We start from the raw sequence: 25932 nt of genomic DNA, 5'->3' as shown, positions 1-25932 counted from the left end.
ACGAAAGATAGTAAAGCGCTGTATTTTTATGAGAGCGGTAATGTGAAAAGCTTAGCCCCTGAAAAACGGACGATGGGATCTTCTGGGACAGAAAGAATCAAGGCAGGGCTGAAGCTGTTGAATTTTTGTAGTATAAGTATCAGACAGCCTCCATGAAATGGAGGCTGTCTTTTTTATATATAAAATGAAAAAATATTAAAATGCACGCATCAGATTTACCATTTCTATTGCACTGACTGCGCAGTCAAAGCCTTTATTTCCTGCTTTGGTACCGGCGCGTTCTATGGCCTGCTCAATATTTTCTGTTGTCAGCACACCGAATAATACGGGAATATCATTGGCAAGAGATATCTGTGCGATTCCCTTTGAAACTTCATTGCAGACATAATCATAGTGGCTGGTGCTGCCACGGATGACGGCACCCAGGCAGATAACGGCATCGTATTTTTTGCTTTTGGCCATTTTTGATGCGATGAGCGGAATCTCAAAGGCTCCGGGTACCCAGGCCACATCAATGTCTTCGTCGGAGACCTCATGCCTCTTTAGTCCGTCCAGAGCGCCGGAAAGCAGCTTTGAGGTTATAAATTCATTAAAGCGGGCGGCAACAATACCTATTTTTATATCTTCAGATACTAATTTTCCTTCAAATATGTTCATGATCAAAGCTCCTTTTTATAATTTAACAGATGTCCCATTTTGGACTGTTTGGTCTTTAAGTAAAACAAGTCATAGGCGGTGGCACTCATCTGGATAGGGACCCGTTCTGTGATTTCCATTCCGAAATCAGAAAGCTGGTATACTTTATCCGGATTATTCGTCAGCAGGCGCAGAGTCTTCACACCCAGATCCTTCAGTATCTGAGCACCAATGTAATATTCCCTCATGTCACCGTCAAAACCCAAAGCCAGATTTGCTTCCAGAGTATCAAGCCCCTGATCCTGCAATTCATAGGCACGAAGCTTGTTGATCAAGCCGATGCCCCTGCCTTCCTGCCGCATATAGAGAAGAATGCCCCGTCCCTCCTGTTCCATCTGTTTCATGGCGGCCGCAAGCTGCTGGCCGCAGTCGCAGCGGAGAGAGCCAAAGGCATCCCCGGTCAGGCATTCCGAATGGACGCGGCACAGGAGATTGGTTCCATCTCCGATTTCTCCCCGGACCAATGCAACGTGATGTTCCCCATTGAGCTTGTTTACATAGCCGTAGGCTTTGAACTCCCCATATTTGGTGGGCATTTTCGTCACGGAAGCGCATTCTACCAGTTTGTCATGCTTTTTGCGGTAATTTTGCAGTTCTTTGATGGTGATGAAGGTAAGGCCGTAAGCTTCTGCCAGTTTTATTAATTCCGGAGTGCGCATCATGGTTCCGTCTTCCTTCATGATCTCACAGCATAATCCGCACTCTTTCAGACCGGAAAGACGAAGTAAGTCGACCGTTGCTTCCGTATGACCGTTCCGTTCTAAAACACCGCCTGATTTTGCGATTAAAGGAAACATATGACCCGGACGGCGAAAGTCCTCCGGCTTTGCGTCTTCCATCACACAGGCACGGGCTGTAATTCCACGTTCTTGTGCAGAAATTCCGGTGGTGGTACTGATGTGGTCAATGGAAACCGTAAAAGCAGTTCCATGGTTATCGGTATTATCCTGAACCATTGGAGGAAGCTGAAGTTTTTGACAAAGGGCAGCGCTCATGGGCATACAGATCAGTCCTTTTCCGTGGACAGCCATAAAATTTATATTTTCCGTAGTGGCAAACTGGCCCGCACAGATCAAATCCCCTTCATTTTCCCGGTCCTCATCATCAGTAACCAGTATGACCTTACCCTGGCGCAGATCTTCAAGTGCTTCTTCAATCGTATTAAAATGAAACATATTCCCTCCTAATTCTGACTGTATGAAAAAATGTTATTTAATGGGGCAGCAGCTCCAAGGAATTTTTCAACATATTTTCCTACACAGTCGTTTTCCAGATTGACAGTATCCCCAACCCTTTTGACGGACAGGGTTGTTTGCCTGGCAGTATGGGGAATAACGGATACGCTGAAATCATTTTCTGACAGTCTGGCAACGGTCAGGCTGATGCCGTCGATCCCTATAGAGCCTTTTTCTACAATGTAACGCAATATTTCTTTCGTCGTCCGTATGGTATACCAGATGGCATTGCCGTCCCGTTCCATGGAACGGATGATTCCGGTTCCGTCGATGTGTCCGGTGATGATATGGCCGCCAAACCTGCCATTCGCAGGCATTGCCCGTTCCAGGTTCACCATGGAACCGGAAGGAAGCCTTGAAAGAGAGGAGCGGATCATGGTTTCGTGCATCACATCTGCAGTGAATTCCGTAGGAGTAAAAGAAGTCACGGTCAGGCAGATGCCATTGACTGAAATGCTGTCCCCTGTTTTAATATCCTTTAGTATCCCGGATGCGCCAATGGTCAGAACCGCAGAACGTGCCCCCTTTTTTACGCTGCGCACAATACCGGTTTCTTCAATAATACCTGTAAACATCAAAGCACCTCGCTTTCAAAAAGGATATCGTCTCCCAGTACTGTGATCCGGGGCGGCGATAATGCAAACGCATGGTCTGGAGATTCCACCCCGGTGCCGCCGATGGGAGATTTTGCGTCAATGCCGCCAAACAACTTTGGTGCGGTATAAACCTGCACTTTATTTACGATTCCGTTTGTTAAAGCGGACCAGTTTAACGTGCTTCCGCCTTCCAAAAGAATGCTGTCCACGTTCCGTTTCCCAAGCTGTATCATCAGTTCCTTTAAGTCCACCCGTCCTTCCTTTTGAGAAACCGTAAGGACCTGGCATCCGGCCTCCTCATACGGTTTTATTTTGGACGCATCGGTACAGCAGGTAGCCAGAATGGTTTTGTACTGACTGGCAGTTTGAACGGCATGGGCCGTTAAAGGCGTCCTTAAGCGGGTGTCACAGATAATACGGCTGGGGCTTTTGCAGCCGTTTAAGCGGCAGGTCAGCATAGGGTTGTCGGCGAGTATGGTATTTACACCAACCATGATTCCGGAATATCTGTGTCTGTCTTTTTGCACCTGAAGACGGGAGGATTCCCCCGTAATCCACTTGGATTTTCCGGAATAAGTGGCAATTTTTCCGTCCATCGTCATTGCATATTTCATTACGACGTAGGGTGTTTGTTTCTCCATGAAGTGGAAGAAGACCTGGTTGAGTTTTCGGCATTCTTCCAAAAGAATCCCTTCCGTAACTTCGATTCCATGGTGACGCAAGGTTTTGACTCCTTTGCCGGCTACAACAGGGTTGGAATCCGGGGAACCGATGACAACCTTTCGGATTCCGCTTTCGATGATTGCGTCGGTGCATGGCGGCGTTTTGCCATAGTGACAGCATGGCTCCAGAGTCACATAAAGGGTTGCTCCCTGAGGAGATTCCATGCAGTTTAATAGGGCTTCACGCTCCGCATGGGGCATACCAGATCGCTGGTGAAAGCCCATTCCAATAATCCTGTCATCCTTTACGATAACAGCCCCCACCATTGGATTGGGACTGACCCAGCCAACCCCTTTTTTTGCAAGAGCCAATGCTTTTCTCATGTAATCAATGTCTGTCAACAGCACACCTCCTAAAATATAAAATGCCTTGAACCGATATCGTTCAAGGCCTGTAATCACATGATGGAGGGGAATGGTATAAAAAACAAAAAACTCCGAAATCAAAACGATTTCAGAGTGAATATACCATGCACATAAAAATGTGTCTGCATCTTCTTTCATCCAGACTATACTGTCGGCTTCGGAATCACACCGAATCAGCCTTGCGGCTCGTGGGCTTTACCACCGGTAGGGATTTACACCCTGCCCTGAAGATATGTATTCAATTATTTGTTAATATAGCACGAAGAAAAAGCGTTGTCAAGTGCCTTAAACTTCAAGGAGTCCGGAAAGCCTGATTCTATGGAACGGGCCCTGTACATATAATAGGCATATACTTTTAATCACTATGGGCAAAACGTATAGGGAAGGAGAAAATGGATGATTGTATCGTGGCTGACCACCAATCAGTGTAATTTAAGATGCAGGCATTGCTATCAGGATGCCGGCAGAAAAAGCGCAGAGGAACTGACCACAGACGAAGCAAAGAAAATGATCGGAGAGATAGCCTCAGCCGGTTTTAAGATTATGATATTCAGCGGAGGAGAGCCGCTCATGCGTCCGGATATTTTTGAACTGGTCTCTTACGCCGCTTCCATAGGACTGCGTCCGGTCTTTGGAACCAACGGGACGCTGATCACAGAAGAAACAGCCATGAAATTAAAGCAGTCCGGTGCAAAGGCCATGGGCATCAGCCTGGACAGCTTAAAAGAAGACAGACATAACTTTTTCAGGGGAAAAGAGGATGCATTTCAAATGACTTTGAAAGGGATAGAAAACTGCAAAAAGGCAGGTCTGCCCTTTCAGATCCATACGACCATCATGGACTGGAATAAAAAGGAAGTATGCGATATCATTGATTTCTGTGTGGAATCAGGAGCAATCGCCAGTTACTTATTTTTCCTGATTCCGGTAGGAAGAGGAAAGTTTCTGGAAAAAACCTCCCTGGAGGTGATGGAATATGAAGAACTCTTAAAAACCATTATGGAGAAGCAGAAGCAGGTTTCCATTGATATAAAGCCCACCTGTGCACCACAATTTATCCGGGTAGCCCGGCAGATGGATGTGAAAACCCGTTTTACAAAAGGCTGTCTTGCCGGATTGACCTACTGTATCATTGATCCTGTGGGAACGGTCAGGCCCTGTGCCTATATGGTAGAGGAAGCAGGTAATGTAAGGGAACAGCCCTTTGATCAGATATGGAAAAGCAGCCGGTTATTCAAAAATCTGCGAACACGGCGATATAAAGGGACATGTCGTGATTGTATCTACGAAAAAGAGTGCGGCGGCTGCCGCGCAAGGGCAGGATATTACCATGAAGGCGACTATATGGCAGAGGACAGTTACTGTGCCTATGGAAAGCAATTGGAAACAGGAGGTGTTGTGGCAGATTGAAAGTGAGAAGAATGATGGTTGGAGTGATTTTTTTTCTGCTTGCAGGCTTTTTGTCAGGCTGCAGCGATAACGGAAAGGAACCGCCGCCTTCCAGAGAGGGGTACCGTTTTGCAGATGCGCTTGATCAGGAAATTGCTGTTCAAAAGCCTGAAAGAGTGGTGGCTCTTATGGGCAGTTTTGCAGAAATATGGCTGGATGCCGGAGGAGAGCTGACGGCAGTTACAGATGATGCTTTTGAGGAAAGAGGGCTGACACTTCCGGAACCTGTAGTTACGGTAGGAACCTACAACAATCCCAGTGTGGAACAGATCCTGGCATGTGATCCGGACTTTGTGATCCTGTCTTCTGAGACAAAGGAACATGTGGCTTTAAAGGAAACGTTTAAGCAGGCCGGAATTACCGCCGCTTATTTTGATGTGACTTACTTTGAAGATTATTTAAAAATGCTTAAAATCTGTACGGATATTACAGGCCGGGACGATTTGTATGAAAAGAATGGTCTGGCGGTGAAAGAGCAGATTCATACCATCATCACAAAAAGCAAGGATCAAACGCCTAAGACCGTTTTGCTTCTCATAACCTATTCAGGCGGAGCCATTGTTAAGAATTCTCAGTGCATGACCGGAAAGATGTTAAAGGATTTAGGCTGTGTAAACATTGCAGATCAAAATCAGAGCCTGTTAAAGGAGTTTAATATAGAATCCATTATAAAAGCCGATCCCGATTATATCTTTGTTGTTGCCATGGGAAATGATGAAGAACTGGCTGAAAAAAACTTAAAAAAGACCGTAGAAAACAATCCGGCATGGAACGGCCTGAGTGCAGTGCAAAATGGACGGTATATTATTTTGCCAAAGGAAAAGTTTCTGTATAAGCCAGATGCGAAATGGGGAGATAGTTATGCATACCTTTCTGAAATCCTTTATGGGAACCAATCGTAAGGCGCTGCTCCTTTTGCTGTGTTCAGGAGCCGGTCTTTTGATTTCTGTTGGTTCAGGCCTGTGCCTGGGAGCAAGTCCCATTGGAGTGCCTGTGTTTTTTGATACTTTGATCCGGAACGATCCGGATGATTTTTTATACCGGATTATTATGACCGTCCGCTTGCCAAGAGTATTTGGGGCGCTTTTAGCGGGAAGCGGTCTTGCGGTATCGGGAACCATCATACAGTCTGTGCTGAATAATCCGCTGGCAAGTCCGAACATCATAGGAGTCAACGCCGGAGCCGGATTTTTTGTTCTTCTTTCATCTGCTCTGTTTCCGGCACAGTCCGGTCTGCTTCCGGTGTCAGCATTTCTTGGAGCGCTGTTGGCTTCCATGCTGGTACTGTTAGCCGGTGCAGGCAGCCGAATGTCCCAGCTGCTGCTGGTTTTGACCGGGTTTGTAATCAACAGCATTTTCAGTGCCGGAATGAATACCATTATGATCCTTTGTCCGGATGCCTATGTGGGAGCAGGCAATTTTCTGGTAGGGGGGCTTTCCTCCCTGACGGCAAATGCCATTGCCTTCCCGGCTGTCCTTATCCTTTTAGGTCTGATGCTTGCAATGCTTTGTTCCAGCGGATTAAACCTTCTCCATCTGGGGGCGGAATGCGCAAAAACACTTGGTATGAATATTTTAGTCAGCCGGTGTCTGTATCTTGCAATTGCTGCCGTACTTGCCGGTTCCGCTGTAAGTTTTGCCGGACTGATCGGCTTTGTGGGGCTTTTGGTTCCCCATGGGGTGAAGCTGCTCATTGGATCAGACAATCGTTTCGTAATTCCTGCCAGTGCCCTTATGGGAGGGATGTTTGTAATTCTGTGCGACCTGCTTGCAAGGACAATTTTCCTTCCCTACGAATTGCCGGTTGGGATTTTAATGTCTTTGATTGGAAGTCCCTTTTTTCTGTATCTGATCTTTAAAAACAGGAGAAACGGAGGAAAAGAATGATCCGATTTGAAAAAGTGACTTATTCCTACAATCAGCAGCCGCTGATACAGGATATGGACGTAACCTTTGAAAAAGGAAAAGTAACGGCGATCATCGGTCCAAACGGGTGCGGAAAAAGTACGGTATTAAAGCTGGCTTCCCGCCTTTTGCGTCCACAGAAGGGAAAAGTACTTTTGGATGGGCAGGAAATTGGTGCCGTTAAGCGGAAGAATTTTGCAAGAAAAGTATCTGTACTTCTGCAAAATAACCTTATTCCTGAAATGACAGTGGAACGTGCGGTCTTATCCGGAAGATACCCCTATCAGTCTCCTTTAAGACCTTTTAAAGAAGAGGATAAAACCATTGCAGAGTATGCCATGGAACTGGCTTGCTGCAGCTCCCTTAAGTATAAAAACATGGATCAGCTGTCCGGAGGGGAACGCCAGCGGGTGTTTCTTGCCATGATATTGGCTCAGGATACACCGTATATATTTCTTGATGAACCGACTACTTATCTGGATATAAATGTCTCCTATGAAATAATGGAACTGGTTCGGGAATTAAATGAAACCCTGGGAAAAACAGTCGTCATGGTTCTGCATGATATGGCTCTGGCCCTAAACTATGCAGATTTTATCTTATTAATGGAAAAAGGAAAAATCAAATCCTATCATTCTGTGCTTGATGAGGAGCTGCATCAAAGCATTGGCGATACCTTTCATGTGAAAATCCAAAGCTTTTCGGAATCAGAAAAATCCCAATTTTATATTATAAAAATGTAAAAATCTATCGTCTCCATGCGCAGAACACTTACCGGCAAGTCCGGGGCGGCGTTCCGCTTTATTTACCCGATGTTTCGGTAATAAGGGGAATAACAAAAGAATTCAAACTTTATTGGATATAAAATAAAATAATTATAAAATTTATAAAAACAACCGGAAGAATATTGAAAATATAATCGAACTTTGTTATAATTGGTCAAAATTCATAAGGAGGTAAGCCTATGTACAATATTCTGATTGGCGGTGCAGCCGGACAGGGAATTGATACCACAGTTGCTATTTTAGAAAAGCTGCTGAAGCGTTCCGGCTATTATATTTTTACCACCAGGGATTTTATGTCCCGGGTACGCGGCGGCCATAATTTTTCATTACTCCGTTTCGGAACGGAAGAAATTACTTCTCATAGCGATGTTCTTGATGGAATTATTGCATTAAATGAAGAAACCGTTGAATTACATAAGGATAAACTGACAGATAGAGGATTTGTATTGTGCGATACCAGCCTGGATTGTCCGGCTGATGAAAAAAACATTATAAAACTTCCCATGAACCAGTTGGCAAAAGAACTGGGTAATCCGAGGGCATTTGCAAGTGTTGGCATTGGTGCGGTGCTGAAACTTTTTGGGGAACCTTTTACCTATGTAGAAGAAATCATGGCCGGTGTCATGAAAAAAGAAATTCTTGAAGTAAATGTGAAAGCAGCAGAAGCGGGATATAACCGGGTGGAATCCATGTATGAGCATCTTGACGGCGGCTTTCAGGACTATATGCTGATTTCGGGCAGTGAGGCCCTTGGACTTGGTGCGGTGGCAGGAGGTCTGAAGTTCTATTCCGCATATCCTATGTCTCCTTCCACGGCAGTGCTTGAATACCTGGCTTCGGTTGGCAACTTGGCCGGTGTGGTTGTGGAACAGGCGGAAGATGAGATTGCCGCAATCAATATGGCTTTAGGTGCATCTTTTGCAGGTGCAAGAGCTATGACAGGAACCAGCGGCGGAGGGTTTTGTCTGAAAGTAGAGGCATTAGGCTTTTCCGGAATTGCAGAGATTCCTCTTGTAGCGGTGGATGTACAGAGACCGGGACCGGCAACAGGACTTCCGACCAGAACCGAGCAAAGTGATTTGAAGTTTGTTATTTCCGCTTCCCAGGGGGAATTTCCCCGCATGGTCATTGCATTGAGAAATCAGGAAGATGCATTTTATCAGACCGCACGTGCATTAAATCTTGCAGAAAAATACCAGATCCCTGTTATTTTGCTGAGTGACCAGTATCTTGGAGATGGAACGGCATGTGTGAAGCCTTACGATCCTTCCAGACTGACCCGGACGACCTACGCAGCAGAAGCAGAGGGAGAATATCTCCGCTATCGGATTACAGAGGATGGGATTTCTAAAAGACTGGTTCCGGGAGTCACAAGCCATCTTGTTACGGCAGATAGTGATGAGCATGATGAAAGAGGCTGGATCACAGAATCTGCGGAAGTCAGGAACCAGATGATGGAAAAGCGGATGAGAAAGCTAAAGGGCTTATGCCAGGAACTTTTGGAACCGGAATTCTTGGGAGATGAGAACTGTACCACCCTGCTGCTTGCCTGGGGCTCTGTCTATGGCCCGGTAAAAGAGGCTGTAAAAACATTGAATCGGGAGGGAGGAGGCTATGGAGCCCTTGTATTTGGTGACATTTATCCTCTTCCTCAGGAAAACTTAATCAAGTACTCAAAAGGAAGGACCCTGATCAATGTGGAACAGAATGCGACCGGACAGCTGGCTTCCTTAATCCGTGGGGAAACCGGAATCAGCTGTGACCGAAGCATTTTAAAATACGACGGACGGCAGATTACCGGGGAAGAAATCGTGAAAGAGGTACTGAAAGGAGGTTTGAGGTAAATGGAAGAATTCAAAACTTATGAAACAGCCTGGTGTCCGGGCTGCGGTAATTTTGCCATATTAAACAGTTTAAAAGCAGCACTTGAAGAACTTGGCAAACAGCCGAATGAAGTTCTTATGGTAGCGGGAATCGGCCAGGCGGCAAAGACTCCCCAGTATTTAAGCGCCAACAGCTTTTGCGGTCTTCACGGCAGAGCGTTACCGGCAGCAGTGGCTGCAAAGATAGCCAATGAAAAGCTTACGGTAATAGTAAATTCCGGTGATGGAGATTCCTATGGAGAAGGAGGAAACCATTTTCTCCACAACATCAGAAGGAACGTGAATATCACTCATTTTGTTCATGACAATCAGATTTACGGTCTGACAAAAGGGCAGGCTTCTCCCACCACATCGGAGGGTCATATCACAGGAGTGCAGACAGAAGGCAATATAAATCCGCCCTTAAATCCAATCCTTCTGGCACTGGCTGCAGGTGCAGGCTTTGTTGCCAGAGGCTTTAGCGGCAACGGCAAACAGCTGACAGCAATCATGAAAGAAGCAATTGAATATCCCGGCTACGCATTCGTGGATATTATGCAGCCCTGTATTACTTTCAACAAAATTAATACCTTTGCATTTTATAAAAATGCGGTAGAACCTCTTGGGGAAGATTACGATTCGGGGGATAAGCTGGCAGCCATGAAGCTGGTCATGGAATCCGGTGATAAAATTCCTACCGGAGTCATTTACAGGGAGGATAAAACAGAGTACCACAGAAAGCAGCATCTGCTAAAGGACGGGAAGCCGTTGATTGAACAGGAATCTGAAGCCAGTGTATTAAAGGATCTGATTCAGAGTTTTGTATAATTAGATAAATGTTCAACCTTGAAATCATTCTAAAAAAAGGCTAAGTTCAGGTCGTTTTCCGTGACTTCAGGCTTAGCCTTTTTGATCATATCGATGAAAAGAGAATAATATTCTTCTTTCGCCGGCAATAGAATAAGATAACGGATGGAATATAAAGAAGGAGGTGCATGATTGGGAAAGATTCTGCTGATGATCATGGGAATAATATCTATGGCTCTGGGAATGGCAGGGGTCGTGGTGCCGGGGCTGCCGGCAACACCCTTCTTCCTGCTTTCTTTGTTCTGTTTTACGAAAAGCTCCAAAAGGCTGGACCGCTGGTTCCGGAGCACAAAGATTTTTGAAAAATATGTAAAGCCCTATGAAGAGGACAAATCCCTGACCCGGAGACAGAAGCTTAGCATTCAGCTAACTGCCGGAGCTATGATGATGATAACCTTTTTGTTCCTTGATCATATGGCGGTACGCCTGTTTCTGATTATTGCTTTTATCCTCCATAATTATGTATTTCTATTTGTAATCAAGACAAGGAAAGAAGAAAGTCCCTGATATGAAAACAGGAACTTCTAATGGTGAAACTTATGAATTATGATGGAATAATAATAGGAATTGGATCGTTTCTTATGATTGGACTGCTTCATCCGGTGGTCATTAAGGCAGAATATTATTTTGGAACGAAAATATGGCCGGCATTTCTGGTTTCCGGGATCGTGTGCATTATACTCTCTCTTTTTGCATCCGGAAGAGTACTGTCCCCTCTTTTGGCAGTCCTGGGATTTTCCCTTTTGTGGAGCATTAATGAACTTTTTGAACAGAAAAAAAGAGTAGAAAAAGGATGGTTTCCACGCAATCCCAAGAAAAAGTTCTTTGAATAACATACATACCGATTTTTAAAAAGAAGGAGATGATAAGCAGAATCGTCTTCTTTTTTTAGACTAAATTTATGCAGTCAGTCCTTTTATGGAACACTTGCTTTTAAGCAGGAGCAGCCAGACGCCTATGGCAGCCAGTGAGCAGGAGATCATGATGATTCCAAGGCCATGGACCATATTTCCCCAGGCCAGAGAACCCATTGCCATGCCTGCACTTCCTAGTATGGTCTGCACCGCATTGATTAAAGAGGAGGCAGAACCAATGTCTTCGCTTTGCTGGTCCAGAAGAATGCTGGTACTGAAAGGTCTTATGGCTCCTTCCACTAGGGTAAATGGAATATAGGAAACCAGGAACAGGAACGGCGAGCGGTTTCCTGCAAAGAGGACGCAGATTCCGCTCAAAAGAGCCACGCCAAAGCAGCACCATGCAAAACGGAATCCGGACACCTTTCCAATGGTGCGAATGTAGATAACAGGTCCCAAAACAGCAAAAGCCGAGTTTGCAGCAAAAAAGTAGCTGTAAGTTTGCGCATCCAGGGAAAAATGATTCTGATATATGTAAGAAGACATGGTTACATACCCCATGTATGGAGCTGCGAGCATGGCGGCAACAATCAGAAAACTGGTGAATCCAAAGTTCCTTAAAACCACTGTAAGACGTACCAGAGAACTGCCCATACTTCCCAGGTGCCGGTCCTTTTTGGGTAAGGTTTCCTGAAAGAAAAAGGTTATTATCAGTGTGAAAAAACCAATCAGGGTAAGAATCCAAAAGGTTTCCCGCCATTGGGCAAACCGCAAAATGGCGGCTCCTGCAATGGGAGCGATCATTGGTGCAATTACGCTCATGGCCTGAACCACAGCAAGGACCTTACTCTTTAGGCTGCCGGAAAAACTGTCTTTTACAAGAGCTGTAGAAATAGCCATGACACCTCCGGCACCCAGAGACTGGACCACCCGAAAGAAGATCAGTTGTTCCATGGACATGGAAAGAGCACAAGCAGCACTTCCGGTGGTGTATAAAAGCAGACTTGTAATCAGTACAGATTTTCGCCCGTACCTGTCACTGATGGGGCCAAACATAATAATTCCTATGGCGAAAAAGAAATAAAAGGCAATTAAAGTCAAGTTGACCATTGCGGTGGTCGTTTGAAAATAATCCGTCATGATAGGCATTGCCGGCAGATACAGATCAATAGACAGCGGAATAAACATTCCCATTAAGGAAATGAAAAATATAAGTCCTCTGGCTCCAAGATGCGTTTGAGGCATCAGTAATATGTTATTTTTTATAGATGTTGCTTTTTCCTTTCTCATGATATCAAATCTCCTGATCCTATTGGTATAGACAGAAAAACCCCTGAAATTGCCTGAAAATAAAAAAAAGATAAGCAATCAACAGCATCTGTTGACAACTTATCCAGCACATTCGGTGTACCCTCCGTCACCAAAATATAATAGCTTAAAAAAAGACTGGTGTCAATATGCGGATTTAAATTATTGGAATGCAATAAAAAGATGGACAGACCGTTCTATACCAATTCAACAAAAGACATTTCTCGAATAAACAGCCATGACCGTATATGTTTTAAAAATAGCTTGACAATAAGTGAATGATCATTTATTATAGAATCACAGAGGTGATGGCATGAGAAAAAAAGACGACGAAAAAGTGAGAAGCATAAAAGAAGCAGTTATTAAGCTGATCCTGCAGGAGGGCTTTCATGGCACTTCTGTCTCTAAAATCGCCAAGATGGCAGGGGTTTCGCCGGCAACGGTATATATTTATTTTGAGAATAAAGACGATATGCTTCATGATATCTACATGGAATACTCCGAGGAGATTTATGCGTATCTGTTAGACAGCATTGACCGGAAGATGGAAGGCCGGAGGCAGATCGAAGCCCTCATCCGCAGCTATTACAACTACATTTTAGAGAACAAAGAGATATTTAGTTTTGTAGAGCAGTTTTCCAATTGTCCATCTTTAGCAGGCAAGTGTACCGGCAGGCAGGGAATCTGTAATATTTATAACCTGATGGCAGAGATGAAGGATAACAACATTATAAAGAACTACAAAGAAGACAACTTGATTGCGATTATTTTCCAGCCGGTAAAGGCAATTGCAGTTGATAACCGGAAGAGTGAAGCTCAAAAGGAAGATCTGTTGCAGGAGATGATAGAAATCATACAGTATGCATTATTACGGTAGGTAAATGCGGGATTATATTACAGAGAAGTTCTGTAGGGAATCTCGCAAAAAAATATTTTAATATAAATGAATATTCACTTATAAAATACGCACAGAAAGGATAAAACTATGAAAAATAACAAAAATAATCAAACAGGTATTGTTTTTCCAGTCTCATATAAAGTTTTATTGCCGGATGTCGTAACTTCAATTCATATGGAGCTTTTTGATGAAGCGCTAATAGAGTATCTGGAGAGCGATGAAGCAGTAAAAATCGCGTTGCCGCTGAAGCAGAATTTTGGCAGAACAGAAAAGACAGAAGATGATTTTTACCGTACCGGCGTTCTCTTTGAGGTGATCAGCCTGGAGAAAACGGAAAAAGGAGTTCAGATTTCCGTTAAATTAACAGACAGGGTTGAGGTAAAAGAGTTTCATGCAGAAGATGGCCTTTTGCTGGCGGATTACGATCTTTCCCCCGATATCGATGATCTGGATGAAAAGAGCCGGGAAGAGATGCTTGGTTATATCAAGAAGATCAGCGGTGAGATCAGTTCCAAATTTACCGGAGGAGAGCAGTATCAGAAGGTAATCGATGCCTTTCATGACTTAAACAGTCTGATGGTATACTTATCCCAATTCATACAGCTGCCTGTCAATGAACGTTATGAACTACTGGAATTGCAGTCTGTAAAAGAGAGAGGCCTGCGTTTCATGGATCATATGCTGAAACATAAGGAAATGATCCAGCTTCAGATGCAGATTTCTGAGAAGTTCTCGGAAAGGGCCAACCGTTACTACAGAGAATCGGTTCTCAGGGAACAGTTAAAGGCCATTCAGGAAGAGTTAAACGAAGGAAAAGAAGAGAGCAGTAAGAAAGAACCGGATTATTTAAGTAAGATTGAAGAAGCCGGAATGCCGCCTGAAATCAAAGAAGCTGCCCTTGAAGAATACAGAAAGATGGAAGATCAGGGTCCCAATAAGCTGGATTACAACATAATCCGCAATTATCTTGATCTTTTGGTCCAGCTTCCTTGGAAAAAGGAAGAGGCAAAGGATATGAATCTGGAAGAAGCCAGACGAATCCTCGATGAGCAGCATTATGGCTTACAAAAAGTAAAGGACAGAATCATACAGCATTTGGCTGTAATGCAGCTGAATAAAAACAAAAAAGGTTCTATTCTCTTACTGGTAGGCCCGCCAGGAACCGGTAAAACAAGCCTTGGCAAGAGCATTGCAGAGGCCCTTGGAAGAAAATACACCCGTATAAGCTTAGGCGGTGTAAGAGATGAATCAGAAATCAGAGGACACCGGAGAACCTACGTTGGCGCCATGCCGGGCAGAATCATACAAAGCATTCGGAAAGCAGGGCATTCCAATCCGGTTATGGTATTAGATGAAGTGGATAAGCTGATGTCCGGAGGCTTCCATGGGGATCCGTCCAGTGCGTTATTGGAGGTGCTGGATCCGGAACAGAATGCAAGTTTTACGGATCATTATCTGGATCTGCCTTATGATCTGTCCGATGTGTTCTTCATTGCAACTGCCAACTCTTTAGAGAGTATCCCAGGTCCGTTGCTGGACCGAATGGAAGTGATCCCCATTTCCAGTTATACGATCGAAGAAAAGTTTCACATCGGTAAAGATCATCTGTTACCGGCAGTTTTAGAAGAACATGGACTCAAAGCCGGTCAGCTTGTTCTGGAAGATTCTGTTCTTAGAAAGATTATCAGTGATTATACGCTGGAAGCCGGAGTCAGGGGACTGAAAAAACAACTGGCAGCTCTGGCAAGGGTTACAAGCGAGAAAATTGTTTCCAACAAAGGAGAACAGCCCTTTAAGGTCAGGGAAGAAGATCTGGAAGAGGTACTTGGCAGACAGGTATCCCGTCATGAAAAAGCCCAGTCAGACAATCCGCCGGGTGTCGTTACAGGACTTGCCTGGACACCGGTTGGCGGAGAGATCCTCTTTATTGAAGCCACGGATATGCCGGGAAATGGAAACGTGATCCTGACAGGAAAACTGGGAGATGTAATGAAAGAATCCGCAAGGATTTCCTTAAGCCTTTTAAAGTCCAGACTTCCTTTAAATTCCTTTAATTTTAAGGAGAGGGATTTGCACATTCATGTGCCTTCAGGAGCCGTTCCCAAAGATGGTCCATCGGCAGGAATTGCATTATTTACCGCATTGGCTTCTCTGGTCACAGGGAATAAAGTAGATTCCAGGCTGGCAATGACAGGCGAAATCACGTTAAGAGGCGCGGTCCTGCCTATCGGCGGATTAAAAGAAAAACTTTTAGGCGCCCAAAGAGCAGGTATAAAAAAGGTGTTAATACCAAAAGATAATCTGGTTGACTTAAAAGACGTACCGGAAGAAGTAAAAGAACAGCTTACAGTCGTTGCCGTAGAAACTGTTGAAGATGTGCTGAAAGAGACGCTTGGAATTTCTCTTCCAAGACTGGAGCACATGCTTTTGCAGAACGAAGGAAATACAAGAATGCTGGATGCCACCACCCCATTAAAAAATAATTTAAGAAGAGAGGTAATTTAATATGACAGTGACAAAGGATACTTTAATTGGAGAGATTTTAAGAGAGGACCAGTCCACAGCACCATTCTTTTTTGAAATGGGAATGCATTGCCTTGGATGTCCTTCCTCAACCATGGAAAGCCTGGAAGAGGCATGTATGGTTCACGGAGTTTCCGTAGATGAACTGGTAGGAAAGCTCAACAGCCATATGGCAAAGCAATAACAAAGTGATTAAAAAAAGAACCGCTGCAGAATCTTACGAATCTGCAGCGGTTCTTTTTCTGTGAACGGATCTTATTCTGCAGTATGGCCCAGAAGAGCCTCTGCCATGCTCTCATAACCGTACAGAGTTGCCACATGTCTTAATCCATCGGTAATTTCACTTTTAGAGTAATCATGTTCTTCCAGAAACTGGGCATCTTTTTCATTCATATAATAGTAAACCATCAGTGACAGTTTAAAAATCTCCATGTTATCAGGGTCCAGAATATCAGACATCTGGTTTTCCGCACCATTTAAGTCCCCATTATCAATCATCTTTTTAAACTCCTGATACTTGTCCTTCATTTCATCATCCGGAAAGGCAGTATCGTCATTTTTACCCAGTTCTATGTGAAAAATCAATTTTAATAAAGTACCGACCACACTACTTGTCATCCTTGTTGCATAATCATCCGTCAGCATTGGTTTCTCCTTTTTCATGTTATCAAATAATATAAGGAATACTTTATCATATGTATTGAAAAATGTAAAGAATCTGAACCGGCCAAGAGCGAGAAGAGAGGGAGGCTGCAGTATCTTTTACAGATATTGGGGCCTCCCTCAAATTCTAATGCTTATAAAATAACTTTATTAATATTTGCTGTAAGGATTTTCCTCTACAGGTGCTTCATAAGTCTCTGTTGACTCCGGCTGTTCATTACTTTCTGGTTTCATGCCGAATACGTCAGTCCTGGTATCGATCAGCTTGAATTTTCCTACCAGTGTTTTTAAAGTCACTGCCTGAGCGGATAATTCTTCGGAAGTGGCAGCACTTTCTTCTGAGGTTGCAGAAGTAGTCTGAACGACAGCAGAGATCTGGTCGATACCGGTTGTAACCTGCATGATTGCGTCGGACTGAGCGGTAGATGCTTCTGCGATTTCAGCAATACGTACAGCAGAAATATTTGATTTTTCAACTACAAGGCGAAGTGCTTCCGCCGTTTCTCCAGCAATTTTTGTACCGTTTCCGATTGCAGTAATGGCGTTTTCGATCAATGTAGTGGTATTCTTTGCGGCTTCCGCAGACTTACCGGCCAGGTTACGGACCTCATCTGCGACAACGGCAAAGCCTTTTCCTGCGGAACCGGCTCTTGCGGCCTCTACGGCTGCATTCAGTGCCAGAATGTTGGTCTGGAATGCAATGTCATCGATGGTCTTAATGATTTTACCGATTTCATTGGAGGTGTTGGCAATATGATTCATGGCAGCAATCATATCCCGCATTTTCTGGTTACCGGCCAGTACGCCGTCACTTGCTTCCTGGGATAAAGAATTTGCTTCTGAAGCGTTGGCTGCATTCTGTCTCACGCGGTCTGCGATATCTGTAATGGTTGCAGATAATTCCTCAATAGAAGATGCCTGTTCGGTAGCGCCCTGGCTTAAGGCCTGTGCCGCATCAGAAACCTGGGTAGCACCGGTAGCAACCTGCTCAGAAGCACGGTCAATCTCTAAGAGAGCATCACTGAGTGTAAAGCGGATATTGCGCATTGCTTCCAGAAGGTAGCGGTATGCGCCAATGTATTTATCTTCGTTATCTGTCCTTACTTTAAAATTGCCGTTTGCCATTTCACCGAGGAGATGGTTGATATCCTGAATGATGAGCTTTAGGTTATCTGCCATTACAACAAAAGTCCTGGAAAGAACACCGATCTCGTCATTGGATTTAATCTCCAGGTGAATGTCCAGATCTCCGGCAGCTATGTTCTTCGCAGCGGTAACTATTCCGCTGATTGGGCGAAGGGTTTTATTCATCACTATCGTAACAACGGTCACAATGAATCCTATGGCAAGTATTGCCATAATGATCATGGTAATGACGATTTTAAAAACGTCTTTGTTTAAATCACTCTTATCCAGACTGCTGGAGGCCCACCAGGTCTGCGATTCACAGGTGATCGGATAGTAATGTCTGGATTCATAGGTACCGTCAGTTCTTTTGGTATCCACATGAAACTCCTGCTTATCCTTTTGCATGGTAACAATTTTATTATATTCGGAAGCAGGCAGCATTTCTTCCAGATTTTTGCCGATATTATCACTGGATATGCTGTCAAAGGAAATAATATTTCCTTCTGTGTAGATGTCAACATACATGGTTGGATATTTGGAATCCGTTGTTTTGATCTTTGAGAAGTTTGACAGGCTGATATCCGCCAGAACAACTCCGATGACATTGTCTCCTCTCATAATCGGGAATGCAATTGTACTCATCATAGTGCCTTTGTAATCAAATGGATCAGTGAGGAACGGTGCCTTTGTTTCCTTGGCAACTTTATAGTAATCGTTCTGGGAATATTCACTGTATGCACCGAGGGACTGAGCTGTCTTATTCTTCATGTCATTTCTGTCCACATAGACAGAATAATCTTTGACGGAAGGATCAAACTGTCCCGGTTCAAAGAATGCACCTACACCGTAAAGATTTTCGTTATTGTTAAGTGCGGCCCAGGCAGTATTCATGACATAGGTTTCAATCACATAATTGGATTCCGTCAACTGCGCATTATAAATATGGCTTTTTTTGGGTTCGCCGGTCCAGTCTCCGCCTCCAGACTGGTTTTTGCTGTAAACGCTGTTTAAATAGTCCTGCAGTTCCCTGGCAGTTCCCGTTGCATCGCTGATGATGGACTGAACCATAAGTCCATTTGTTTTAGCGATTCCGGTAAATTCCCCATTGATTGCTTTTGACAATGCGCTACTCGCCTGCACTGCAGAGATAGCAATCAACAATATCAAACTTACGGAAAGAATTGTGCCCGTTATCAAGGACATCTTTGTTGCAAGTTTAAAATCATTGAAATTTAATCTTTTCTTGTTTTTCATGGTGTGTTATGCTCCCTTAAAATAAGTAATCAGTAAAAAAGCAAACCTTTTGTGCAGTGTAACAGTATGATTGCATAGAGGAAATTTTTACCAATTAACAGACAAAAAATATACTGCATCGACTGCAGTAAAATTTCGTGTAAATATAAGAGAATAACCTCCTTTCTTTTCTTTCGATTCAGTTTATGCCTGTTCAACAACTGTATAATCGACATAAATCGACATTAAAATAATAGGATTTGTGAAAAAAAGTTACTATAATAATGTATAATGTGTTGTAATATGCTAGTACTAATAGTTTTTTGTAAAATTTAAGACTGAAAAAGCAGATATGCCCGGATAAATACTCGGGCATATGAGTCTGTTTGCTTCATTCATTGTTTTCTGTAGTTTTATGCCCGGACTTCCATAGAAGAAAGAAGCCGGCGGCAGTAACAAAAAGCGAGATAAACTGAGACGTTGAAAGAGTCCCTACCGTTCCTCTGATTAAGTCCCCGCGATAAAATTCAATTAAAAATCTGCCAACGCTGTAGAAAATCAGATAAAAAGCGGTGACTCTTCCCTGTCTGTGATTTTTTCCAGCAATCACTGATAGAACCATAAAAAGCAGAAAGTCAAATACGCTTGAAATAATCTGGGTAGGGAACAGAGAAATCCCATTTGGTGCAAACTGGGACGTATGAAAGACCATGGACACAGGTCCCTTATATGGAGCACCATAGCAACATCCGGCCAGCAGACAGCCCAGCCTTCCAAATCCCTGAGCGAGAGATATGGAGGGAATAATCTGGTCCAGATAGGTGAAAAAACCGATTTTCTTTATTCGGCAGTAAACATAACCGGCGGCAATGCCTCCCAATATCCCTCCATATACAACAAAACCTTCGGAAACGTTTAATAAAAGGCTGGGATTCTTCTTTATATCCTCAAAGATGGTAAAAAAATAAAGAAGCTTAGCGCTTACAAGGCCGAATCCACACCCCCATATAAGGAGCGGAAATATATGGTCGGAATCAAGTCCTGATTTTTTAACACGTTTTTCAGCGGTTAAATAGGCCGCCAGAATTCCGATGCCGATCATAAGACCGTAGCCGTGTATCGTCAGGCCTCCGATGGAAAATAAATCATTATACATAGTGGTCTTCCTTTGCTGTTATTTGTGTGAAAGAAAAGCCTATTATAGCATATCTTTTAACAGTTGGCAAAAAAAGAATTGCAAAGAACGGTCAGACCACATATAAGATCTTCATTTCCTTTAATTTACTCTCGATCTGCTGCCTTAAAAACACTTCACCGTCAACTCTTAAATCTGTTCGGTAGCAATATTTACCGCGGCCTCTTCCTGTCATTAATTCTTTGGAATAAAGCTGTTCGGAAAGAGGAAAGGCTTCTGTATTAATGGCATTGTGGACGTAGCTGTAGGTCATAAATATGATCTCAATGGGGGCATTTTTCTTAACCTTTTCCGTTAGCTGCTCGGAAAGTACTGTGATTAAGTCCGAGTAAAGGTTTTTCCAGTCTTCTGTTAAAATTACAGGGGCAATCAAAAGACCGACCGGATAACCGGCATCACACATCCGGTTTAGTGCATTTATTCTCGCATTCAGGCTGGAGGTGCCAGGTTCAAAGCGGCTGATGATGGATTGGGGATTTACACTCATACGGATGATGACGCGGCCGCCGTGGTTTAAGTCAAGAAGAGAATCCACCTTATCAAATTTTGTGGGAAAAGTGAGAGAACCGTACTGGCTTTTGCTGAAATTTTCAATGGTCCAGGACAGGTTTCCGGTTATGGTATTTTCCAGTACTAAATCACTGTTGCTTCCTATTTCATAAGTGAAATCTTTTTGGGAACGTGCTCCATGGTCCATGATCTTTTTTAACATCTTTTCCCTGTTGACGAACAAACGCAGGTAAGAGCATTTGTTGTAATTGCAGACCAGATAGCAGTAGTGGCACATGGCAGTGCAGCCGGATGAAGTATAGGGCACTAGAAAATCGGAAACCTTATGGTTGGGTACAAAATTATGAGTTTTACGTACGCCGATTACCATATACTGTTTCAGTGCAGGGAAATCTTTATTGGGGCGGGTTCTTAATTCGTCAATTTTGTTGTGGCTTTCTATGGCAATCCAGGGAGTGTCACTGTATTTTTCTTTTAAAAGCTTGCCCAGCTCATAATCCAGGGAAGCGGGTTCATAATAAATTTTATCCGGAAACATAAAGTACCTCCTATTCTTTAACAGTATGTGTTTGATGAGCCGAATTATTCCCCAGCCACTCATAAAGAAAAGTAACAGGTCTTATTAAATGGTTAAATATTGGTCAGACGTTCAAACAGGTTGTTGATATCGATTTGCCCGTATCCCCATACATTATTGGGATAGACTTCTGCCGTAGTGCGTCTGGCTCCCCGGATAATCAGACGGTTCACATCGTTGCCTGTCATGGAGGTGTAATTTCCACGGGGAACCGCCCATTCCATAACCATTGCCACGATCCCTGCAGCATGGGCACAGGCGGCACCGGTTCCTGTAGCAGTTCCGTACTGGTTGCCGGGAAGTGCGCAGGGAATCTGAAATCCGGGAGCGGCAATATCAGGCTTTACCAGGCCGTTTCTGGCATAGCCTCTGCTGGATTCGGCAAGTATGCTGTCGTTGAGCTGATTATAGGCAGTTACAGTCAGCTGATTGGTGCCGTTTGCCGGAGAGGTGATCGTGGTATCCGGATTGGGGTTTAAAAAGAAGGTTTCGTCGGATATCAAATCTCCATTTGGCAGCCAGCAATGGAAAGAAAACGGTTCATCTTCCACGCTTTGTGCCCGGAAATACCAGATTCCGGCTGCCGGATTTTCAAAACGGATCAGGATGAGCTGATCGCCGGTTTCTTCTTCTAGAACAATATTGTTCACCCAGATATCACTCTGGGTAAATATAAAATCGAATTTCCTGCATTCACCGATGGTAGGATAAACTCTCTGTGTGGATTCCCGGTTGGGAGAAGAAATATCTATAGAGATTCTCTCAGGAGCATAAGGCCATAGTTCCATCCATAAAAGCCGGTCACTTTCTCCGATTCTCAATTCAAAATCATTGTAAAAGGGGGCCACTGCCGTATTATTAAAGTAATGCCTCCGTTTGTTGCCTTCATTTCCTGCGGAAACGGTGACTCCGATCCCAGGGAGCTGGACGATATAGGTCAGATAGCTGCTTAAAAGCCCTCTGCCGTCATGCCCCCCCTGATTGCTTCCCAAAGCAATACAGATGACCACCGGACGGCCCAGTTTCTGTGAGGCCGTAAGCATATACCTGGCTCCAAGCTGAATGTCAGATTCCTGAAAGCATATGGCATCTTCTCTTACAAAGAAGATGTCTTTTAAGTTCTGTTTTGCTTCTTTCAGTTTTACAACGATAATATCGGATTCCGGAACAATCCCGGAAAATGACATATCATCATTGGGCTTTCCTGCGATGATGCTGGTAATGGCAGTCCCATGGCCATTGGTATCCACAGAGGGGACAATGGAAAGTGGATCCTCAGAGATCAGGGCCTGGTTGATCGCTTCTCTGCTGAATTCCGTGCCAAAGGTAAATCCTTCCGGAATTGGCCCGGTTTGTATGGTCTGATCCCATATGGAGAAGATTCGCGTGGTTCCATCGTTGTTACGGAAAGCCGGATGCTGATAATCAATGCCTGTATCAATGACTCCGATAATGATTCCCCGGCCGAACAGGCTGAGAAACGGATTTCTCTGAACGGTGCCAATCCCGGATTTTTCAATGCTTACGGTGGATTCAAGTGTATAAAGAGATGGAAAGGTGTGGTATGGCTGGTTGCCTAAATCACATGGCTCGATCTGGGATCTGAGGACATGCAGCAAAGAATTGCGTTCGCTCAGAAAGGTAATATTATCGCCTGTATCATAGGATGGGACGGTTATGTTACTTATGATTAAGTCATAGTAATCATTGTCTAGTATTTTGTTCAAAATCCAGCCTCCTGTCTATCCTGATGGAGCATATAGTATATATTATGCGAAGGAAATCCCTTTATGAGCGGTGAAAAAGCGGGTGATGGGGCATTAGATATTTGTCAGCCGCAGAAATAAGTTGTTCACATCCAGCTTTCCATAGCCCCATATGTTGTTGGGGTAAATAATCGTGTTTTCACGTCTTGCGCCCCTTATAATAAGCCGGTTCACATCATATCCGGTGATCAATGTCAGATTGCCCCTGAGAATCCCCCATTCCATGATCATGGCTATGGCACCTGCCGTATGAGCTGCCGCCGCCCCGGTTCCTGTCAAAGTGCCATACTGGTTGTTGGGCAATGCACAGGCTATCTGATAACCAGGAGCAGCAATGTCTGGTTTTACGAGTCCATTTCTTGTATACCCTCTGCTGGATTCCAGCAGGATGCTGTCATTAAACTGATTGTAAGCGGTAACTGTCAGCTGGTTGGTGCCATTGCCCGGAGAGGTTATGGTTGTATCCGGGTTGGGATTAAGAAAAAAGGTTTCATTTGAAATTAAGTATCCGGAAGGCAGCCATGCATGAAATGACAGTGGGGCATCATCCAGGCTTTGAATCCGGATTCTCCATACTCCGGGAAGGGCATCCTGAAAACGCACCAGAATAAGCTGGTCACCGGTTTCTTCTTCAAAGAGAAAATTGTTTACCCAGATATTACTTGGGGTGAAAATAAAATTAAACATTCTGCAGTCACGGATTGCCGGATAGACTGGACTTGTGGATTCCCGGTTGGGAGAGGAGATATCCACAGAAAGGCGTCCCAGGGCATATGGCCAGATTTCCATAGAAAAAAGCCTGTCATTTTCCCCGATCCTTAACTCAAAATCATTATAAAAAGGGGCATTGGTCGTGCTGTTGAAATAATGCCTGCGGCTGTTGCCTTCATTGCCTGCAGAAACAGAAACTCCGATACCGGGAATCCTTGCAAGATAATTTAAATAATTGCTTAAGGCGCCGCTGCCGTCATGCCCCCCCTGATTGCTTCCCATAGCAATGCAGATGACCATAGGACGGCTCACAGTTAAAGCGTAGGTTTCCAGATAACGGAGAGCCAGTATAATATCGGATTCCTGATAACAGAGCCGGTCTTCAGGAACGAAGAATACCTCCTTTATGTTAGGCTTTGCGTCCTTAAGTTTTACAACCACCAGTTCTGCTTCCGGTACAACGCCGGAAAAGGCATTCACTTCATTGGGCCTGCCGGCAATGATACTTGCGATGGCAGTCCCGTGACCGTCTGTATCATTGGTGGGAACCATGGAAAAGGGATTTTCTGAACGTAAAGCAATGTTTATCATTTCCCTGCTGTATTCAGTGCCAAAGGTAAAGCCTGCGGGAGGGGGGCCTGTTTGAATGGACTGGTCCCAGATGGAAAGAATCTTTGTGGTGTTGTCATTATGCAGAAACGCCTGATGGGGATAGTCGATTCCGGTATCGATAATGCCGATAAGAATCCCTCTTCCAAGTAAATTTAAGAATGGGTTTCGTTGCACGCTGCCGATTCCGGAGGCCTCAATACTGATGGTTGAGGTAGGAGTATATAAGGAGGGAAAGTTGTGGTAAGGATATTGCCCCAGGATACAGGGATCAAACTCTGTTCTTGGTATGTTTAAAAGAGAATGCCTGAGATTGAGCAATGTAATATTATCCCCTGTATCATACAAAGGGACGGATACATTATTGATAATAAGATCATAATAATTATTATCCAGAATTTTTTCCAAACTTGCCTCCCGGACTTATTCAAAAGAAGCATTTGTTCTATATTATGCAGACAGAAATTTAATATGAGCGGCTGCAGGGATTGTTTATTCCTGGTTTTTTGTGGAGTTCTATCCAGCCTTTCTGCCCGGTACCGGTAATTACAGTGATTTTCATGGCATGCCTCCTGTATAGAAATGATCTTCGTGAACGATTGATTATAGTGTGCCCTGTCAGCCTGTGAAAATCAAGAAAAAATAAGCAGCCGCCGTCCCATGGAAAAACACGGAGCAGAGGCTGCTTTTTATTATGTTATTCTATGATACAATCGTTTAAGAATACGTTGGCGAATTTTCCACCGCAAACTCCTAATACTGTAATTGTATCTCCTTTTGTCAAGGATGAAAGCTTTTCGATTTGTGCAGAGTCACTGAAGTAACACTGAACAGTCGTAATGTTATATGTATCACTGCTCTCGAACGTGATATATGCTCTATTAGAGGAATCATTACCGATTTCTAATATGACTCCAGTTAAACGAAGGTTCTGGTCTTTATAGAGTTCATCTGCAGCAACCTGATTTGCTTCATAGGCATTTAATAAATCACCAGGAGTAATATCCTGATAATATCCTGTGGTCATATCCGTAATAGCAGCAGTGGTTTCTTCCAGGATTACTTCTGCAGTCTCAGCAGGAGTAGTTGCAGCAGGTGCCTGAGTTGTCTCAGCAAGAATATCTTCGGTGGTTTCATAGTCTGAATCCGCATATTTATCCTCAGAATACGCTGAACTATAAGCCGTAGATGCTTTTTTTGATGATCCAACGACATTAACAATTCCGCCAATGAATGAGATTAAGAACAACAGTATAAAAAAGCTGGTAAAAGCAATTCTTACACCGATATGAAACTTTTTGTACTTCCACATCAGAAACAGACCGACTGGGAAGCAGCAGCAGAACATCATTAATAAAATAAACCATGTGGTTTGATAAAATGGTGTTTTCTCAGGTGCCTGTGAAGGCTGAAATTGATTGGTAGCGTTTGGGTTATCCATACTCGGTTCCTCTTTTCCTTTGATTATATAAAA

At 43.9% G+C, this 25932-nt stretch carries 23 protein-coding genes and 1 riboswitch; of the genes, 11 read left to right on the top strand and 12 right to left on the bottom strand.

Annotation, left to right across the window (positions count from 1 at the left end; all coding sequences use genetic code 11):
• Nucleotides 1–195 precede the first annotated feature (195 nt).
• Genes ribE through ribD form a run of 4 tightly spaced genes read right to left on the bottom strand, consistent with a single transcriptional unit; the run spans nt 196 to nt 3591 of the window.
• Nucleotides 196–657 (bottom strand): 6,7-dimethyl-8-ribityllumazine synthase, encoded by a 462-nt coding sequence (gene ribE, locus ACLTWA_RS04230; protein WP_412326312.1) that lies wholly within the window; start codon nt 655–657, stop codon nt 196–198.
• Nucleotides 658–659: 2 nt separating this feature from the next.
• Nucleotides 660–1871 (bottom strand): bifunctional 3,4-dihydroxy-2-butanone-4-phosphate synthase/GTP cyclohydrolase II, encoded by a 1212-nt coding sequence (locus ACLTWA_RS04225; protein WP_412326311.1) that lies wholly within the window; start codon nt 1869–1871, stop codon nt 660–662.
• Between the two features lie 8 nt (nt 1872–1879).
• Nucleotides 1880–2506 carry a riboflavin synthase gene (locus tag ACLTWA_RS04220; protein ID WP_412326310.1) on the bottom strand — a complete coding sequence of 209 codons (627 nt, stop codon included), beginning with the start codon at nt 2504–2506 and terminating at the stop codon, nt 1880–1882.
• Complete coding sequence (ribD, locus tag ACLTWA_RS04215) at nt 2506–3591, bottom strand: bifunctional diaminohydroxyphosphoribosylaminopyrimidine deaminase/5-amino-6-(5-phosphoribosylamino)uracil reductase RibD (RefSeq protein ID WP_412326309.1); 1086 nt, start codon at nt 3589–3591, stop codon at nt 2506–2508. Before ribD ends, ACLTWA_RS04220 begins: the two co-directional genes overlap by 1 nt.
• 146 nt (nt 3592–3737) lie before the next feature.
• A riboswitch (FMN riboswitch) is annotated at nt 3738–3851 on the bottom strand.
• Nucleotides 3852–4011: 160 nt separating this feature from the next.
• Here ribD and nirJ2 point away from each other — a divergent pair.
• From nirJ2 to ACLTWA_RS04175, 8 genes are all read left to right on the top strand, one after another.
• Nucleotides 4012–5025, top strand: a complete 1014-nt coding sequence (gene nirJ2 / locus ACLTWA_RS04210) for a putative heme d1 biosynthesis radical SAM protein NirJ2 (RefSeq protein ID WP_412326308.1) — start codon at nt 4012–4014, stop codon at nt 5023–5025.
• A gap of 2 nt (nt 5026–5027) precedes the next feature.
• The gene (locus ACLTWA_RS04205; protein WP_412327173.1) at nt 5028–5966 is read left to right on the top strand and encodes an ABC transporter substrate-binding protein; all 939 of its coding nucleotides are present in this window, start codon (nt 5028–5030) and stop codon (nt 5964–5966) included.
• Nucleotides 5926–6951, top strand: coding sequence for a FecCD family ABC transporter permease (locus ACLTWA_RS04200; protein WP_412326307.1), 1026 nt, complete (start codon nt 5926–5928; stop codon nt 6949–6951). The genes ACLTWA_RS04205 and ACLTWA_RS04200 overlap by 41 nt, the downstream gene beginning before the upstream one ends.
• Nucleotides 6948–7712: an ABC transporter ATP-binding protein gene (locus ACLTWA_RS04195; RefSeq protein ID WP_412326306.1), complete on the top strand. Its 765-nt coding sequence runs from the start codon at nt 6948–6950 to the stop codon at nt 7710–7712. The genes ACLTWA_RS04200 and ACLTWA_RS04195 overlap by 4 nt, the downstream gene beginning before the upstream one ends.
• A 221-nt stretch (nt 7713–7933) precedes the next feature.
• Entirely contained in the window at nt 7934–9598 is a 1665-nt protein-coding gene (locus tag ACLTWA_RS04190) for a 2-oxoacid:acceptor oxidoreductase subunit alpha (protein ID WP_412326305.1), read from the top strand.
• Nucleotides 9599–10444: a 2-oxoacid:ferredoxin oxidoreductase subunit beta gene (locus tag ACLTWA_RS04185; protein ID WP_412326304.1), complete on the top strand. Its 846-nt coding sequence runs from the start codon at nt 9599–9601 to the stop codon at nt 10442–10444.
• Nucleotides 10445–10615: 171 nt separating this feature from the next.
• Nucleotides 10616–10990 carry a YbaN family protein gene (locus ACLTWA_RS04180; RefSeq protein WP_412326302.1) on the top strand — a complete coding sequence of 125 codons (375 nt, stop codon included), beginning with the start codon at nt 10616–10618 and terminating at the stop codon, nt 10988–10990.
• Between the two features lie 20 nt (nt 10991–11010).
• Complete coding sequence (locus tag ACLTWA_RS04175) at nt 11011–11316, top strand: DUF4491 family protein (RefSeq protein ID WP_412326301.1); 306 nt, start codon at nt 11011–11013, stop codon at nt 11314–11316.
• Between the two features lie 66 nt (nt 11317–11382).
• On the opposite strand, the gene ACLTWA_RS04170 is transcribed toward ACLTWA_RS04175, so the two are convergent.
• Nucleotides 11383–12627 carry an MFS transporter gene (locus ACLTWA_RS04170; protein ID WP_412326300.1) on the bottom strand — a complete coding sequence of 415 codons (1245 nt, stop codon included), beginning with the start codon at nt 12625–12627 and terminating at the stop codon, nt 11383–11385.
• 331 nt (nt 12628–12958) lie between these two features.
• On the opposite strand from ACLTWA_RS04170, the gene ACLTWA_RS04165 reads away from it, so the two are divergent.
• The 3 genes from ACLTWA_RS04165 (at nt 12959) to ACLTWA_RS04155 (ending at nt 16250) form a co-directional block, all read left to right on the top strand.
• Nucleotides 12959–13522: a TetR/AcrR family transcriptional regulator gene (locus ACLTWA_RS04165; protein ID WP_412326299.1), complete on the top strand. Its 564-nt coding sequence runs from the start codon at nt 12959–12961 to the stop codon at nt 13520–13522.
• Between the two features lie 108 nt (nt 13523–13630).
• Nucleotides 13631–16048 (top strand): endopeptidase La, encoded by a 2418-nt coding sequence (gene lon / locus ACLTWA_RS04160; protein ID WP_412326298.1) that lies wholly within the window; start codon nt 13631–13633, stop codon nt 16046–16048.
• A 1-nt stretch (nt 16049) separates the two neighbouring features.
• Complete coding sequence (locus ACLTWA_RS04155) at nt 16050–16250, top strand: DUF1858 domain-containing protein (protein ID WP_412326297.1); 201 nt, start codon at nt 16050–16052, stop codon at nt 16248–16250.
• Between the two features lie 71 nt (nt 16251–16321).
• Here the strand turns inward: ACLTWA_RS04155 and ACLTWA_RS04150 are convergent, their stop codons facing one another.
• From ACLTWA_RS04150 to ACLTWA_RS04120, 7 genes are all read right to left on the bottom strand, one after another.
• Nucleotides 16322–16711 (bottom strand): DUF6483 family protein, encoded by a 390-nt coding sequence (locus ACLTWA_RS04150; RefSeq protein WP_412326296.1) that lies wholly within the window; start codon nt 16709–16711, stop codon nt 16322–16324.
• A gap of 168 nt (nt 16712–16879) precedes the next feature.
• The gene (locus ACLTWA_RS04145; RefSeq protein WP_412326295.1) at nt 16880–19111 is read right to left on the bottom strand and encodes a methyl-accepting chemotaxis protein; all 2232 of its coding nucleotides are present in this window, start codon (nt 19109–19111) and stop codon (nt 16880–16882) included.
• Nucleotides 19112–19481: 370 nt separating this feature from the next.
• A complete protein-coding gene (gene lgt, locus ACLTWA_RS04140) occupies nt 19482–20246 on the bottom strand; it encodes a prolipoprotein diacylglyceryl transferase (RefSeq protein ID WP_412326294.1) in 765 nt (254 codons plus the stop codon).
• A gap of 91 nt (nt 20247–20337) precedes the next feature.
• A complete protein-coding gene (locus ACLTWA_RS04135) occupies nt 20338–21333 on the bottom strand; it encodes an SPL family radical SAM protein (protein ID WP_412326293.1) in 996 nt (331 codons plus the stop codon).
• A gap of 92 nt (nt 21334–21425) precedes the next feature.
• A complete protein-coding gene (locus ACLTWA_RS04130; protein ID WP_412326292.1) occupies nt 21426–23099 on the bottom strand; it encodes a S8 family peptidase in 1674 nt (557 codons plus the stop codon).
• A gap of 93 nt (nt 23100–23192) precedes the next feature.
• A complete protein-coding gene (locus ACLTWA_RS04125) occupies nt 23193–24866 on the bottom strand; it encodes a S8 family peptidase (protein ID WP_412326291.1) in 1674 nt (557 codons plus the stop codon).
• 289 nt (nt 24867–25155) lie between these two features.
• Nucleotides 25156–25899, bottom strand: coding sequence for an OB-fold protein (locus tag ACLTWA_RS04120; RefSeq protein WP_412326290.1), 744 nt, complete (start codon nt 25897–25899; stop codon nt 25156–25158).
• Nucleotides 25900–25932: the final 33 nt, after the last annotated feature.

The organism is Lacrimispora sp. (genome assembly GCF_046972725.1).
GTDB lineage: Bacteria > Bacillota > Clostridia > Lachnospirales > Lachnospiraceae > Lacrimispora.
Note: the sequence above shows the minus strand (reverse complement) of the source record. Positions and strands in the feature narration are given on the sequence as shown.

Excerpts from the sequence above, each read along its gene's own strand:
- ACLTWA_RS04145 (WP_412326295.1), bottom strand. The coding sequence starts at position 19,111 with ATGAAAAACAAGAAAAGATTAAATTTCAATGATTTTAAACTTGCAACA.
- lon (WP_412326298.1), top strand. The coding sequence starts at position 13,631 with ATGAAAAATAACAAAAATAATCAAACAGGTATTGTTTTTCCAGTCTCA.
- ACLTWA_RS04200 (WP_412326307.1), top strand. The coding sequence starts at position 5,926 with ATGCATACCTTTCTGAAATCCTTTATGGGAACCAATCGTAAGGCGCTG.
- ACLTWA_RS04225 (WP_412326311.1), bottom strand. The coding sequence starts at position 1,871 with ATGTTTCATTTTAATACGATTGAAGAAGCACTTGAAGATCTGCGCCAG.
- ACLTWA_RS04190 (WP_412326305.1), top strand. The coding sequence starts at position 7,934 with ATGTACAATATTCTGATTGGCGGTGCAGCCGGACAGGGAATTGATACC.
- ACLTWA_RS04185 (WP_412326304.1), top strand. The coding sequence starts at position 9,599 with ATGGAAGAATTCAAAACTTATGAAACAGCCTGGTGTCCGGGCTGCGGT.
- ACLTWA_RS04220 (WP_412326310.1), bottom strand. The coding sequence starts at position 2,506 with ATGTTTACAGGTATTATTGAAGAAACCGGTATTGTGCGCAGCGTAAAA.
- ACLTWA_RS04155 (WP_412326297.1), top strand. The coding sequence starts at position 16,050 with ATGACAGTGACAAAGGATACTTTAATTGGAGAGATTTTAAGAGAGGAC.
- ACLTWA_RS04195 (WP_412326306.1), top strand. The coding sequence starts at position 6,948 with ATGATCCGATTTGAAAAAGTGACTTATTCCTACAATCAGCAGCCGCTG.
- ACLTWA_RS04175 (WP_412326301.1), top strand. The coding sequence starts at position 11,011 with ATGGTGAAACTTATGAATTATGATGGAATAATAATAGGAATTGGATCG.
- ACLTWA_RS04150 (WP_412326296.1), bottom strand. The coding sequence starts at position 16,711 with ATGCTGACGGATGATTATGCAACAAGGATGACAAGTAGTGTGGTCGGT.
- ACLTWA_RS04170 (WP_412326300.1), bottom strand. The coding sequence starts at position 12,627 with ATGAGAAAGGAAAAAGCAACATCTATAAAAAATAACATATTACTGATG.
- nirJ2 (WP_412326308.1), top strand. The coding sequence starts at position 4,012 with ATGATTGTATCGTGGCTGACCACCAATCAGTGTAATTTAAGATGCAGG.
- lgt (WP_412326294.1), bottom strand. The coding sequence starts at position 20,246 with ATGTATAATGATTTATTTTCCATCGGAGGCCTGACGATACACGGCTAC.
- ACLTWA_RS04135 (WP_412326293.1), bottom strand. The coding sequence starts at position 21,333 with ATGTTTCCGGATAAAATTTATTATGAACCCGCTTCCCTGGATTATGAG.
- ACLTWA_RS04120 (WP_412326290.1), bottom strand. The coding sequence starts at position 25,899 with ATGGATAACCCAAACGCTACCAATCAATTTCAGCCTTCACAGGCACCT.
- ribE (WP_412326312.1), bottom strand. The coding sequence starts at position 657 with ATGAACATATTTGAAGGAAAATTAGTATCTGAAGATATAAAAATAGGT.
- ACLTWA_RS04165 (WP_412326299.1), top strand. The coding sequence starts at position 12,959 with ATGAGAAAAAAAGACGACGAAAAAGTGAGAAGCATAAAAGAAGCAGTT.